We start from the raw sequence: 13,447 nt of genomic DNA on the forward strand, positions 1-13,447 counted from the left end.
GCCATTGATGACTGAATCGAACGACACGCCTATCCAGACGGAAGAGGGCGACGAGCGCCAACACCGCCGCATCAAGAGTTTCGTGATGCGCGCCGGGCGCATGACCGAAGGCCAGCAAAAAGGTCTGGATCAAGGCACGCCGCTGTTCGTGCTGCCGCTGGCTGACGCGCCGGTGGATTACGATCAAGTGTTCGGCCGTTCGGCACCGCGCTCGCTGGAGATCGGTTTCGGCATGGGCCACTCGCTGCTGGAAATGGCAGCGGCGGCACCGGATCAGGACTTCATCGGCGTTGAAGTGCACCGCCCGGGTGTCGGCGCGCTGCTCAATGGCGTGCTGACTCAGGGCCTGACCAACCTGCGGGTCTACGATTGCGACGCGATCGAAGTGCTCAACCGCTGCATCGCCGACAACAGCCTCGATCGCCTGATGCTGTTTTTCCCGGATCCGTGGCACAAGAGCCGCCACCACAAGCGCCGTATCGTTCAGGCCTCGTTCGCTGAGCTGGTACGCAGCAAGTTGAAGGTCGGCGGCATTCTGCACATGGCCACCGACTGGGAACCGTACGCCGAATACATGCTGGAAGTGATGAACGTCGCGCCGGGCTATCGCAACCTCGCCGAAGACGGCAAGTGCGTGCCACGCCCGGCCGAACGCCCGATCACCAAGTTCGAACGCCGCGGCGAACGTCTTGGCCATGGCGTATGGGACCTGAAGTTCGAAAAGCAGTCCTAAGTATCACGCTATGATCGTTCCCACGCTCTGCGTGGGAATGCTGCCCGGGACGCTCTGCGTCCCACAGCGGACGCAGAGCGTCCATTGAGGCATTCCCACGCGGAGCATGGGAACGATCAAAAGCGGCCGAAAAATCAGCGGCGGTCAGCTACGACGCCGATCAGCACCAGCACCACCAACAACACCGGCGCCAGGCTGTAGTTGTTGAACTGGCTCAGACCCTTGATCACCCACGGCGTGGCGTAGATCAGTGCGGCGCCGCTGCCGATCACGCACAGCAGTGCCATCAGCGGCACGCGCAGGGCGCCGGCGATGCTGCCCAGGCGCTGTTCGACCCAGCCTTTGAAGTCAGCGCCGAACAGCACCAGCAGGCAGCCCACCAGGGCCAGAGCGATTTCCGAGAGGTTGCTGCGGCTCCAGCGGGAGACGGTGGCGAGCAGGTCGAGTATCAAATCCATGCGTTTTCCCTTAACACTGAAATCAGTTCAGAAATTGTTGCAGCAAGTCGTTGAGAAACAGCTGTCCGCGCTCGGTGGCCGCCAGACGTGACGGTTCGACCTGCAACAGACCGCTTTGTTCTGCCGCTGCCCGGCCTTCGGCGAGGCTTTCCAGCGATAGACCAGTGCGCTCCGGATACAGGCGCGATTCGACGCCCGCGGTCAGGCGCAAGGCGTTCATCAGAAACTCGAACGGCATCTCGTCGTTGGTCAGCGCTTTTTCGCCAGCCTGGAAGCTTTTTGCCGGGTTGAGGTAGTCCTTCGGCAGACGGGTCTTCCAGGTACGCACGATGCGCCCGTCGGGATGACTCAGCTTGCCGTGGGCACCCGCGCCGATGCCGATGAAGTCGCCAAAACTCCAGTAATTGAGGTTATGCCGCGCCGGACGCCCGGCCTGTGCATAAGCCGAGACTTCATACTGCGCGTAACCGTGTTCAGCCAGCAGCGCTTGCCCGGCTTCTTGAATGTCCCACAGCGTGTCGTCTTCCGGCAGCACCGGCGGCTGGTTCCAGAACACCGTGTTCGGTTCCAGCGTCAGTTGATACCAGGAAATGTGCGTCGGATTCAGTTCGATAGCCTGGCGCAAATCGCTCAAGGCATCGTCCAGCGACTGATCGGGCAAACCGTGCATCAAGTCGAGGTTGAAGTTATCGAACCCGGCCTGACGCGCCATACCGGCCGCGCGCACGGCTTCGTCACCGTTGTGAATGCGGCCCAGCGCTTTGAGCTTTTCCTGCTGGAAGCTCTGGATACCGATCGACAGGCGATTGATCCCCAACTTGCGATAGGCGACGAACTTCTCTTGCTCGAAGGTGCCGGGATTGGCTTCCAGAGTGATTTCGATGTCGTCGGCAAACGGAATGCGCTGCTCGACGCCTTCCAGTAGCCGCCCGAGGGCTTCGGCGCTGAACAGGCTCGGCGTGCCGCCACCAAAGAAGATCGAACTGATTTCACGGCCGTAAACAGCGTGAAGATCCTGATCGAGATCGGCCAGCAGGGCGTCGACGTATTCCTGCTCCGGCAACACCGGGCTGGCAGTATGCGAGTTGAAGTCGCAATACGGACATTTGCGCACACACCACGGGATGTGGATGTACAGCGCCAGGGGCGGCAGCGTTGGTAACGGTGCCCGAGGCGAAGAAGTGGCGCCGCCGACAATCAGCGACGGCGCAGAAGAGTCACGGGTCATTTCAAGCCCAGACGCTGGCGCAGCAGATCCATTGCACGGGCGCGGTGGCTGATCTGGTTCTTGTCCGCCGGGCTCAGCTCGGCGCTGGAGACGTCACGTTCCGGCACCCAGAACAGCGGGTCATAACCGAAACCGTGCTCGCCGCTGGCAGCGGTGAGGATGCGCCCGTGCCACAAGCCTTCGCAGAGGATCGGCAACGGATCATCGGCGTGACGCACCAGCGCCAACACGCAAACGAACTGCGCACCGCGCTCGGCTTGCGGCACATCCTTCAGCGCATCGAGCAGTTTCGCGTTGTTGGCTGCATCGCCTTTGCCGTCGGCATAACGCGCCGAATAGATGCCCGGCGCACCGCCGAGGAAATCCACCGCCAGACCGGAATCGTCGGCCAGCGCCGGCAACCCGGAAATGCGTGCGGCATTGCGCGCCTTGAGGATCGCGTTCTCGACGAACGACAGACCGGTTTCTTCCGGCTCGACCTTGCTCCACTCGCCAATCGAGCGCAGTTGCACCGATTCGCCGAGCATGGCCTGAAGTTCTTTGAGTTTGCCGGCGTTATGGCTGGCCAGTACGAGCTGCTTGATGTTCATCATTCGCCGGGAAAGAGTTCTTGGTTGAAATTGATGGTGTTGATCTTGTCGCCGTTCTGCACCTTGATTTCAAAGGTGCGGGTTTCCTGCTGAGGCACCGGGTATTGGGCGATGTAGTAGATCGCACCCTGCTCGGTGACTTGCTTGAAATTCAGCGGCACGCTCTGGCTGGTCAGGTCTTTGACCGTGCCGGTGACGTTGGCGACCAGCGGTTTGCCGTCCTTGATTACCGAGACATTGATCACGCCCTGATTCTTGCTGCGGATCAGCTCCGCCGCCTTGGCGATGTCCGGTTGCAGGTACGTCGAGTTGAAGGTGTTGTAGTGCACCGTGACGTCGCCAAAGGTTTCCTGACGCTCACCCTTGATGACATCGGCCGCCATGGCGCTGGCGCTCAGGCAGGCAGTCAATAACAACAATGCTAAACGACCCATGATCGTGCTCCTCGAAATGCCGGGATTCAGACCGCGATTTTGTGGTCTGCAAGCTGCGGGCTGCTGACGCGGTAGATACCGATCTCACCTAACAGATTAGGCCATAGCTTACTGGCCCACCCGTGACGGTGCTGTTGATCCACGGCAAGCCGATCAATGACCTTCGCATCACGTTCGCGGCAAAGTTCTTCAAAGTCTTCGAAGGTGCAGAAGTGAATGTTCGGCGTGTTGTACCAGGTGTATGGCAGGAACTCGGAGACCGGCATGCGGCCTTTGCTCGCCAGGTACCAGCGGCAGCGCCAGTGACCGAAGTTCGGGAAGGTGATGATGCACTGGCGACCGACCCGGAGCATTTCGTCGAGGATCTTGTCCGGGTAATGCACGGCTTGCAGGGCCTGGGTCATGACGACGATGTCGAAACTGTTGCTGGCGAAATTGCCCAGCCCCTTGTCCAGATCCTGCTCAATGACGTTGATGCCCTTGGCCACGCACTCGGCGATGTTCTCGGCGTCGTTTTCCAGGCCATAACCGGTGACATTCTTGTTGTCGCGCAGCCAGGTCAGCAGCTCGCCGTCACCGCAACCGAGGTCGAGGACGCGGCTGCCGGCGGGGATCCATTCCTGGATGATTTCCAGATCAGCTCTCATGGCTTTCTCACAGCGTGATGCGGTTCATGTAATTGCCGAACGCCTGCAAGTAGCGCGGGATCGGAATCAGGAAGGCGTCGTGGCCCTGTGGTGCGTCGATTTCCAGATAGCTGACGTCTTTGCGCGCCGCCATCAACGCATCCACCAGTTCGCGCGAACGGGCCGGGGAGAAACGCCAGTCGGTGGTGAACGACATCACGCAGAACTTGGCCGTGGCGTTTTCAAAGGTTTTCGCCAGGTTATCGTCGAAGTTCGCCGCCGGATCGAAGTAGTCCAGCGCCTTGGTCATCAACAGATAGGTGTTGGCGTCGAAGCGTCCGGAGAACTCTTCGCCCTGATAACGCAGGTAGCTTTCAACCTGGAACTCGACACTGTGGAAGTCGTAGTTGAGCTTTTCGCTCTTCAGGCCACGGCCGAATTTCTCGCCCATCGAATCGTCGGACAGGTAAGTGATGTGGCCGACCATGCGCGCCAGCATCAAGCCGCGTTTGGGGATCACGCCGGCTTCCTGGAAAGAACCGCCGTGGAATTCCGGATCAGTGAGTATCGCCTGACGCGCGACTTCGTTGAAGGCGATGTTTTGCGCCGACAGCTTCGGTGCCGAGGCGATGGCCAGGCAGTGCCGCACGCGATCCGGATAAGTGATGGTCCATTGCAGCGCCTGCATGCCGCCGAGGCTGCCGCCGATCACCGCCGCCCACTGGCCGATGCCGAGCAGGTCAGCGAGACGCGCCTGGCTGTGCACCCAGTCTTCCACGGTTAGCACCGGGAAGTCGGCGCCGAACGGTTTGCCGGTTTCCGGGTTGACGCTGCTCGGGCCGGTGGAACCGTTGCAGCCGCCGAGGTTGTTCAGGCTGACCACGAAGAACTTGTTGGTGTCGATTGGTTTGCCGGGGCCGATGCAGCTGTCCCACCAACCGGGCTTGCGGTCGTCGACGCTGTGATAACCGGCGGCGTGGTGATGGCCGGACAAGGCGTGGCAAATCAGCACGGCGTTGCTCGCTTGCGCGTTCAGCGTGCCGTAGGTTTCGTAGATCAGGTCATAGGCGCTCAGCGAACGGCCACAGGCCAGCGCCAGCGGAACGCTGAAGTGCGCGGTTTGCGGCGTCACCAGACCAACAGAATCGGGGGGAAAGGCAGTTGGCATCGACCCTGCTCTCGTTGAAATGAGGCGTAAGTCTAAAGACCGGGGGGGTTAGCGGCAAGCAGCCCTCACCCTAACCCTCTCCCAGAGGTAGAGGGGACCGACCGAGGTGTTCTTTTGAGCTACGCCGACCTGAGCTATCGAGTTGAACTCAGGTTTTGAAAACCACCCAAATCGGCTCCCTCTCCCGGAGGAAGAGGTGACTGACTGGGGTGGATGTTCGAGATACGCCGACCTGAGCTATCGAGTCGAACTCAGGTTTTGAAAACACCATAGATCGGCTCCCTCTCCAGGGGGAGAGGGCTGGGGTGAGGGGTACAGGCGCCGCAAAACTCAAGACAAGCGCCCAACCAACCCCGGCAGATCCGGCAACTTCTTCGGCGAGCAGATCTTCACGCGCTTCTGCCGGTTCAACTCACCGCTGAGCAAACTGACCTGGCTCTTGGAAACCCCGAACGCTTTGGCCAGAAAGCCCATCAGATAAGCATTGGCCTTGCCCTCGACCGGCGGCGCAGTCAGGCGAATTTTCAGACGATCGCCGTGCAGCCCGGCGAAGTCATCGCTGCGGGCTGCCGGTTGCAGGTGACACTCGAGGATCAAGTCGTCACCGTCCCAACGGAACCAGCTCACATCAGCAGTCGGAGGATTTCCGGCATCATCGTCATCGCCGCCAGATTATTGATCACCAGCATGTCGATCAGCTTCAGCGCGAGGAAGGCGAAGATCGGCGACAGGTCCAGACCACCAAGATTCGGCAGGAAGCGGCGGAACGGTGCCAGGGCCGGCTCGCAGATCTGGTTGACCAGCTCAGCGCCCGGATTGTGGCTGCCCGGCGCGACCCACGAGAGGATCACGCTGATGATCAGGGCGAAGAAGAAGATCTTCAGGAACAGCGCGGTTACGCCGATGATCGACCAGATGAACAGTTGCAGCGGGTTACCGGTGGTGCCGTAAGTCAGCAGCAAGGTCAGCGCCATCAACGCCAGTTGCACCAGAATCGCCAATACCAGCGACGACATGTCGAGGCCGAACAGGCTCGGGATGATCCGGCGCAGTGGCTTGAGCAGCGGCTGGGTGGCTTTGACGATGAACTGGCACAGCGGGTTGTAGAAGTTTGCCCGTACCAGTTGCAGGACGAAGCGCAGCAGCACGATCAGCAGGTACAGGCTGCCGAGGGTTTGCAGCACGTAAACCGCTGCAGTGTTCAATCCAATCATGTAAGGCTCCTTATTTGCCCAGTTGTTCGGCCATTTCGGCCGAGCGGTGCGCGGCGGCGCCGAGTGCGGTTTCGACCAGGGCTTCGAAGCCATTGGCCTGGAATGATTTGATTGCAGCTTCCGTGGTGCCGTTTGGCGAGGTCACGCGACGACGCAGTTCGGCAGCATCGACATCGCTGGAGACGGCCATGTGTGCCGCGCCCAGCGCCGTTTGCAGAGTCAGTTGCTCGGCGATGTCCTTTGGCAGACCCAGTTTGACGCCGGCGGCGGTCATGGCTTCGATCAGCAGGAAAAAATACGCCGGGCCGGAGCCGGACACAGCGGTCACCGCATCGAGTTGCTGTTCTTCGTTCAGCCACAGGGCGATGCCGACAGCGGACAGCAGCTCTTCAGCTTGCTGACGTTGCTCGGCGGTCACTTCGCTGGTCGCGTACAAACCGCTGACACCCTGACGCAGCAGCGCCGGGGTGTTCGGCATGCAGCGCACGATCGGCTGCTCGCCGAGCCACGCGGTCATGCTTGCGCAAGTGATGCCGGCGGCAATCGATACCACCAGTTGATTCGGTTTCAGGCTCGGGCGAATCGCCTCGCACACGGATTTCATCGCCTGCGGCTTGACCGCCAGTACGACCACATCGACGCCGTCGATGGCCTGAGCGTTGTCGGCGAAGGTCTCGATGCCGTGTTCAGCGCTGACCCTGGCGCGGGTTTCTTCGCCCGGATCGCTGGCACGGATGTGGGCAGCTTCCAGACCTTTGGCGCGCAGGCCGCCGATCAGACTGGCCGCCATGTTGCCCGCACCGATAAACGCAATACGTGTGTTGCTCATGTGTGGTCCTTATCTGGAAACGTTCAAGATTGGGAATAATCGCGGGCGCCAAACAGGGCCGTACCGATACGCACCCAGGTGGCGCCTTGGGCAATGGCCGACTCGAGGTCGTGGCTCATGCCCATGGAAAGTGTGTCGAGCGGCAAATCGAGGCTCGCCTGCAATTTCTGCACAGCGGCGAAGGCCGCGTCTTGCTCGGCGCGATCGTCGGTCGGCTCGGGAATTGCCATCAAGCCGCGCAGTTTCAGCCGTGGCAGTGCGCTGATCGCGGCGGCCAATGCCGGCAGGTCAGCCGGCGTGCAACCGGATTTGCTGGCCTCACCGCTGACGTTGACCTGAATGCAGATATTCAGCGGCGGCAGTTCGGCCGGGCGCTGTTCGGACAGGCGTTGAGCGATTTTCAGGCGATCCACGGAGTGCACCCAGTCGAAATGCTCGGCAATCGCACGAGTCTTGTTCGATTGAATGGGGCCGATGAAGTGCCAGATCAAGGGCAGATCCGCCAGTTCGAGCTGTTTGCTCAAGGCTTCCTGCAGATAGTTCTCGCCAAAGTCGCGCAGGCCGGCGGCATAGGCTTCGCGCAGGGCTTCAGCGGGTTTGGTTTTGCTCACGGCGAGCAGCTGGACGCTGTTTTCAGCGCGGTTTGCAGCTTTTACCGCTGCCTGGATGCGCGAACTAACCAGTTGAATGTTGTCTGCTATCGTGGACATCAAGAGGCGCCAGCGGTCTGAAGGTTCGCGGCATTCTACTGGAATTGAGGAGCGCTATGGATATCACTGAACTGCTGGCCTTCAGCGCCAAACAAGGCGCTTCCGACCTGCACCTGTCGGCCGGTCTGCCGCCGATGATCCGTGTCGATGGCGATGTGCGGCGGATCAATCTGCCAGCGCTGGATCACAAGCAAGTGCACGAATTGATCTACGACATCATGAACGACACCCAGCGGGTCGACTTCGAGAAACATCTGGAAACCGACTTTTCCTTCGAAGTCCCCGGTGTCGCGCGCTTTCGGGTCAATGCCTTCAACCAGAACCGTGGCGCCGGGGCAGTGTTTCGTACGATTCCGTCGAAGGTGCTGAGCATGGAAGACCTGGCCATGGGCGACGTCTTCCGCAAGATCACCGATGCGCCGCGCGGGCTGGTGCTGGTGACCGGGCCGACCGGTTCCGGCAAGTCGACCACGCTGGCGGCAATGATCGATTACCTCAATACCCATCGCCATCACCACATCCTGACCATTGAAGACCCGATCGAATTCGTCCACGAATCGCGCAAATGCCTGATCAATCAGCGCGAAGTCCATCGTGATACCCGCAGTTTCGCCACGGCTTTGCGCTCGGCGCTGCGCGAGGACCCGGATGTGATACTGGTAGGCGAGATGCGCGATCTGGAAACCATTCGCCTGGCGCTGACCGCCGCCGAAACCGGGCATTTGGTGTTCGGCACGCTGCACACCACATCTGCAGCGAAAACCATCGACCGGGTGGTGGACGTGTTCCCCGGTGACGAGAAGTCGATGGTGCGCTCGATGCTGTCGGAGTCGTTGCTGGCGGTGGTTTCGCAGACGCTGATCAAGAAGATCGGCGGCGGGCGGGTGGCGGCGCACGAGATCATGCTGGGGACGTCGGCGATCCGTAACCTGATCCGCGAGGACAAGGTGGCGCAGATGTATTCGGCGATTCAGACCGGTGGGTCGTTGGGGATGCAGACACTGGACATGTGCCTGAAGGATCTGGTGACCAAGGGTTTGATCAGCCGCGAGCATGCGCGAGAGAAGGCGCGTACGCCGGATAATTTCTGAGGGAGTGATCGTTCCCACGCGCAGCAAAGGAATGCAGCCCGGGACGCTCTGCGTCCCTGCCGAAGCGGACGCGGAGCGTCCATTGAGGCATTCCCACGCGGAGCGTGGGAATGATCGGTATGGTGTTAGCGCTGAACGACGCGCATCTGGCTTTGTTCTTTCGGCAATACTCGCTTGGCAACCACGTAATGCTGTTCCCAATACGGCTTGTTCAGCGTATCGATGCTCACCGCTTTACCACGCCGTGGCGCGTGGATGAAGCGGTCGTTGCCCAGGTAGATGGCAACATGGTTGACCCGACGGCTCTTGATGTTGAAGAAAATCAGGTCGCCCGGTTTCAGATCCTTGCGCTCGACTTTCTCGCCGTGACCGCTGGCCATGGCGTTGGAGGTGCGTGGCAGGTCGAACGTAGCGTCGTTGAACGCGTATTTCACCAGACCGCTGCAATCGAAACCTTTACTTGGGCTGCTGCCGCCCCAACGATAAGGTGTACCGAGGACGTTGACCGCACGGCTCAGCACATTGCTGCTTTCCTTGCTCGCCATCGGTGGCACCAGCTTGCTGTGGCTCTTGCTGCTCAGCGTGGTGGTTTTGCTTTTGCTGCTTTTGCTCGATGGAGCCGAAGCATGGGATTTAGGGGTAAAGCCGTTAACGTTAGGAAGACGTTGCTCACGATTGGTGGCGTGGGCGGCCAGTGGCATTAATAGGCAGATGGTTAGCCATGTCTTGAAAAATGGTCGCATTAGGCGTGGCTCTTCAGTGATAGCGCGCAACTTTATAACAGAGTTTTTTTTCATTCCGAGTCCGTTGGTCGATTCAGTTGGCAGCCAACGGAACCAAATAAGCGGCAAATGGACGCAATTGTCGGACAGAAGTCAGGTGCTATAAGGCTTTGACGGTAGCAACGGTAACATTTGCCGTACGTCGGCTACCTGTAAAAAAGTCACAAAGAATTCAAGAATATTTATCTATCGTGTGAATCGAGGTCTTCATGAACCCCTATCAACAATTCGTTCAGCAGCAAGATACGCACAGCAAAATCATCGGTTATCTGCTGTGGATTTTCGGTTTTACCGGGGCCCATCGCTTCTATTACGGCAAACCGGTGACCGGGACGATCTGGTTTTTCACCTTCGGTTTGCTGGGTATTGGCTGGCTGATCGACGTGTTTCTGATCCCGGCGATGGATCGCGAGGCGGATCTGCGTTTTACCGCAGGACCGATCGAGTACAACGTGGCGTGGATTCTGCTGACGTTCCTCGGAGCATTGGGCGTGCACCGGATGTATCAAGGCAAGTGGATCAGCGGACTGATCTATCTGCTCACGGGCGGGTTGTTCTTTCTGGGGGTTCTGTATGACTTCTGGACGCTGAATGATCAGGTCTCGGTGCGTAACGCCGAAGGCAGAGGCGCCTTCCAGTAAGTCTTCGCGAGCAGGCTCGCTCCCACAGGGTTCGCGGTGATCCTTGTGGGAGCGAGCCTGCTCGCGAATGGGGCGACGCGGTATCAAGCCTGGTGACTGATCCGCCCATCCACCAGCGTGTAGCGAACCACACCCGGCAACGTGTGCCCGATGAACGGGCAGTTCTCACCCTTCGACAACCAGCCTTCGCCGGCTACCGTCGAAGCCTGTGGATCGAACAGCACGATATCCGCCGCCCCGCCCACCGCCAGTTTGCCCGCCGGCAAGCGCAACGCTTCAGCCGGGCCTGCGCTCAAACGCGCCAGCAGCGTCGGCAGATCGAGCAAACCATCCTCTACCAGCGTCATTGCCAGCGGCAGCAGCAACTCAACACTGCTGATGCCCGGCTCGGTCGCGCCGAACGGTGCCAGTTTGGCATCGCGCTCGTGCGGCTGGTGATGGCTGGAAATCGCCGAGACCACGCCGGACTTCACCGCTGCCCGCAGACCATCACGGTCAGCGCGAGTGCGCAGCGGCGGCTGCACGTGATACAGACTGCTGAAGTCGATCAATGCTTCGTCGGTCAGAATCAGCTGGTACAGCGCGACATCCGCCGTCACCTTCAAGCCACGGGCCTGTGCCTGAGCGATCAGGGCAACGCCGCGAGCGCTGGTCAATTGGCTGAAGTGCGCACGCACGCCTGTCTGCTCGACCAGGAGCAGATCCCGAGCCAGGGCCACGGTTTCAGCGGTTTCCGGAATCCCCGGCAGACCGAGGAAGCTGGCCACTGCGCCTTCGTGAGCCAAGCCACCTTCGGCCAGATCGTGATCCTGCGAGTTGAAAATCACCGTCAGATCAAACGTCGCCGCGTATTCCAGCGCCCGGCACAGGGTGCGCGTATTGCGAAAGCTCTCCAGACCGTTGCCAAACGCCACGCAACCAGCGTCGCGCAGCGCAACCAATTCAGCCAGTTGCTCGCCATCCAGGCCTTTGCTCAGCGCGCCAATCGGGAACACCTTGGTGTTGCCGGCCTCGCGAGCGCGGTCGAGGATCAGCTCGGCCACGGCGGAGGTGTCGAGCACCGGTTTGGTTTTCGGCGGGCAGCACAGGCTGGTCACGCCGCCGGCGGCGGCCGCGCGGGTTTCGCTGATGATCGAGCCTTTACGGCTGTAACCCGGCTCGCGCAGGGCCACGTTCAGATCGACCAGGCCCGGAGCGGCGACGAGACCTTGGGCATCAATGGTTTCCACTGCCGTGAAACCCGCTGGAGCGGCGCCGAGGGCAACGATCTTGCAGGCTTCAACGTGAATGTCGGTGATTTGATCCAGGCCGCTGCTTGGATCGATGACGCGTGCGCCGAGAATGCTGAGCTTCACTGGGCGTTCTCCTGCTCGAATTGACGCTGCGCGGTTTGTCCGCTCATGGCCATGGACAACACAGCCATACGAATCGCAATGCCGTAGGTGACCTGATTGAGGATCACCGAGTGCGGGCCGTCGGCCACTGCGGACTCGATTTCGACGCCGCGGTTGATCGGCCCCGGGTGCATGACGATGCAATCGGGTTTGGCCCCGGCCAGACGCGCGGTGGTCAGGCCGAACAGGCGGTAGAACTCGCCTTCGCTCGGCAGCAGGCCGCCGGTCATGCGTTCACGCTGCAGGCGCAACATGATCACCACGTCGACGTCTTTCAGGCCTTCGGTCATGTCGGTGTACACCTTCACGCCGTATTGCTCGATGCCGATCGGCAGCAGGGTTTTCGGCGCGATCACACGGATGTCCGGGCAACCGAGGGTCTTCAGCGCGAGCATGTTCGAGCGCGCCACCCGCGAGTGCAGGATGTCGCCGACGATGGCCACCGAGAGATTTTCGAAACCGCCCTTGTGGCGACGGATGGTGAGCATGTCGAGCATGCCCTGCGTCGGGTGGGCGTGACGGCCGTCGCCGCCGTTGATGATCGCCACTTGCGGGCAAACATGCTCGGCGATGAAGTGCGCGGCGCCGGAATCACCGTGGCGCACGACGAACATGTCGGCAGCCATGGCTTCAAGGTTGCGCAGGGTGTCGAGCAGCGTTTCACCTTTACTCGCCGATGAGGTCGACACGTTCAGGGTGATCACGTCCGCCGACAGCCGCTGGGCCGCCAGTTCGAAGGTCGTGCGGGTGCGCGTGGAGTTTTCGAAGAACACGTTGCACACGGTCTTGCCGCGCAGCAATGGGACTTTCTTCACCGCCCGGGCACCGACTTCGAGGAACGAGTCGGCAGTGTCGAGGATTTCCGTCAGCAACTCGCGGCGCAGGCCGTCGAGCGAGAGGAAGTGGCGCAGCTGGCCCTGATCATTGAGCTGCAGCGGGCGCTTGGTATCTAGAGGCGTCATCGCGAAGGGGACTCTCAATAGGGCGGATTAAAGGTTGAAGTCTTGCAGTTCGAGCGTCAGCGGCTCGGGGCCGGACAGCTTGACCCGTTCATGAGCGGCCAGCGACAGCGTCGCACCGACCACGTTCGGGCGGATCGGCAGCTCGCCGGCGTCCAGGTCCAGCAGGCAGACCAGGGTCACGCTGGCCGGGCGGCCGTAGTCGAACAATTCGTTCATGGCGGCGCGGATGGTGCGGCCGCTCATCAGCACGTCGTCAATCAGCACCAGATGCTGGCCTTCGATCTCGAAGGGCAGGGCGGACGGGCGCACTTGCGGGTGCAGGCCGTTCTGGCTGAAGTCGTCGCGGTAGAAGGACACATCCAGCGTGCCCAGTGGCGCGTCGCTGCCCAATTCCTTGAGCAGAGCCTGCGCGACCCAGATGCCGCCAGTGCGAATGCCGATGTAACGCGGTTCAGATATTTCACGCTGGGCAAGGTGCGCCTTGAGGCGGGTCGCCATCTGGCTGATCAGATCGGCGGGATTTGGCAGGCTCATGGTTGCTCCTTGTTGGGGACGAGCCGGGTCCTTGGACGCGGCTCGGTTTTTCA

17 protein-coding genes are annotated in these 13,447 nt (G+C 60.7%); 3 read left to right on the forward strand and 14 right to left on the reverse strand.

What is annotated here, in order from left to right:
* The first annotated feature begins 7 nt into the window (after window positions 1-7).
* Complete coding sequence (gene trmB / locus L8H52_RS15870) at window positions 8-733, forward strand: tRNA (guanosine(46)-N7)-methyltransferase TrmB (RefSeq protein ID WP_201231625.1); 726 nt, start codon at window positions 8-10, stop codon at window positions 731-733.
* A gap of 134 nt (window positions 734-867) precedes the next feature.
* Here the strand turns inward: trmB and L8H52_RS15875 are convergent, their stop codons facing one another.
* From L8H52_RS15875 to L8H52_RS15920, 10 genes are all read right to left on the reverse strand, one after another.
* Complete coding sequence (locus L8H52_RS15875) at window positions 868-1,191, reverse strand: DUF3392 domain-containing protein (protein ID WP_007913629.1); 324 nt, start codon at window positions 1,189-1,191, stop codon at window positions 868-870.
* A gap of 22 nt (window positions 1,192-1,213) precedes the next feature.
* Window positions 1,214-2,419, reverse strand: a complete 1,206-nt coding sequence (gene hemW, locus L8H52_RS15880; protein ID WP_242207784.1) for a radical SAM family heme chaperone HemW — start codon at window positions 2,417-2,419, stop codon at window positions 1,214-1,216.
* Entirely contained in the window at window positions 2,416-3,012 is a 597-nt protein-coding gene (rdgB, locus tag L8H52_RS15885) for an RdgB/HAM1 family non-canonical purine NTP pyrophosphatase (RefSeq protein WP_007913634.1), read from the reverse strand. The genes hemW and rdgB overlap by 4 nt, the downstream gene beginning before the upstream one ends.
* Window positions 3,009-3,443 (reverse strand): DUF4426 domain-containing protein, encoded by a 435-nt coding sequence (locus L8H52_RS15890; RefSeq protein WP_242207785.1) that lies wholly within the window; start codon window positions 3,441-3,443, stop codon window positions 3,009-3,011. Before L8H52_RS15890 ends, rdgB begins: the two co-directional genes overlap by 4 nt.
* Window positions 3,444-3,469: 26 nt before the next feature.
* Window positions 3,470-4,090, reverse strand: a complete 621-nt coding sequence (gene metW, locus L8H52_RS15895) for a methionine biosynthesis protein MetW (protein ID WP_242207786.1) — start codon at window positions 4,088-4,090, stop codon at window positions 3,470-3,472.
* Window positions 4,091-4,097: 7 nt separating this feature from the next.
* Complete coding sequence (locus L8H52_RS15900; protein WP_242207787.1) at window positions 4,098-5,237, reverse strand: homoserine O-acetyltransferase; 1,140 nt, start codon at window positions 5,235-5,237, stop codon at window positions 4,098-4,100.
* 330 nt (window positions 5,238-5,567) lie between these two features.
* On the reverse strand, window positions 5,568-5,864 hold the full coding sequence (locus L8H52_RS15905) for a DUF167 domain-containing protein (RefSeq protein ID WP_007913642.1): 297 nt from the start codon (window positions 5,862-5,864) through the stop codon (window positions 5,568-5,570).
* On the reverse strand, window positions 5,861-6,451 hold the full coding sequence (locus L8H52_RS15910; protein ID WP_221732387.1) for a YggT family protein: 591 nt from the start codon (window positions 6,449-6,451) through the stop codon (window positions 5,861-5,863). Before L8H52_RS15910 ends, L8H52_RS15905 begins: the two co-directional genes overlap by 4 nt.
* 10 nt (window positions 6,452-6,461) lie before the next feature.
* Window positions 6,462-7,280, reverse strand: coding sequence for a pyrroline-5-carboxylate reductase (proC, locus tag L8H52_RS15915; RefSeq protein WP_242207788.1), 819 nt, complete (start codon window positions 7,278-7,280; stop codon window positions 6,462-6,464).
* A gap of 23 nt (window positions 7,281-7,303) precedes the next feature.
* Window positions 7,304-7,990 (reverse strand): YggS family pyridoxal phosphate-dependent enzyme, encoded by a 687-nt coding sequence (locus L8H52_RS15920; protein ID WP_242207789.1) that lies wholly within the window; start codon window positions 7,988-7,990, stop codon window positions 7,304-7,306.
* Window positions 7,991-8,046: 56 nt separating this feature from the next.
* On the opposite strand from L8H52_RS15920, the gene L8H52_RS15925 reads away from it, so the two are divergent.
* Window positions 8,047-9,081, forward strand: coding sequence for a type IV pilus twitching motility protein PilT (locus tag L8H52_RS15925; RefSeq protein ID WP_007953348.1), 1,035 nt, complete (start codon window positions 8,047-8,049; stop codon window positions 9,079-9,081).
* A gap of 125 nt (window positions 9,082-9,206) precedes the next feature.
* On the opposite strand, the gene L8H52_RS15930 is transcribed toward L8H52_RS15925, so the two are convergent.
* Window positions 9,207-9,824 (reverse strand): C40 family peptidase, encoded by a 618-nt coding sequence (locus L8H52_RS15930; RefSeq protein WP_242207790.1) that lies wholly within the window; start codon window positions 9,822-9,824, stop codon window positions 9,207-9,209.
* A 248-nt stretch (window positions 9,825-10,072) separates the two neighbouring features.
* Here L8H52_RS15930 and L8H52_RS15935 point away from each other — a divergent pair, with 248 nt between their 5' ends.
* The gene (locus L8H52_RS15935; protein ID WP_242207791.1) at window positions 10,073-10,504 is read left to right on the forward strand and encodes a TM2 domain-containing protein; all 432 of its coding nucleotides are present in this window, start codon (window positions 10,073-10,075) and stop codon (window positions 10,502-10,504) included.
* 83 nt (window positions 10,505-10,587) lie between these two features.
* Here the strand turns inward: L8H52_RS15935 and L8H52_RS15940 are convergent, their stop codons facing one another.
* The 3 genes from L8H52_RS15940 to pyrR are packed head-to-tail and all read right to left on the reverse strand — an operon-like array spanning window position 10,588 to window position 13,394.
* Window positions 10,588-11,859, reverse strand: a complete 1,272-nt coding sequence (locus L8H52_RS15940) for a dihydroorotase (protein WP_236427400.1) — start codon at window positions 11,857-11,859, stop codon at window positions 10,588-10,590.
* Complete coding sequence (locus tag L8H52_RS15945; RefSeq protein WP_007913665.1) at window positions 11,856-12,860, reverse strand: aspartate carbamoyltransferase catalytic subunit; 1,005 nt, start codon at window positions 12,858-12,860, stop codon at window positions 11,856-11,858. The genes L8H52_RS15940 and L8H52_RS15945 overlap by 4 nt, the downstream gene beginning before the upstream one ends.
* A gap of 27 nt (window positions 12,861-12,887) precedes the next feature.
* The gene (gene pyrR / locus L8H52_RS15950) at window positions 12,888-13,394 is read right to left on the reverse strand and encodes a bifunctional pyr operon transcriptional regulator/uracil phosphoribosyltransferase PyrR (protein WP_016985973.1); all 507 of its coding nucleotides are present in this window, start codon (window positions 13,392-13,394) and stop codon (window positions 12,888-12,890) included.
* Window positions 13,395-13,447 lie beyond the last annotated feature (53 nt).

The sequence above is a fragment of the Pseudomonas sp. CROZ-RG-20F-R04-15 genome (assembly GCF_022662375.1).
GTDB lineage: Bacteria > Pseudomonadota > Gammaproteobacteria > Pseudomonadales > Pseudomonadaceae > Aquipseudomonas.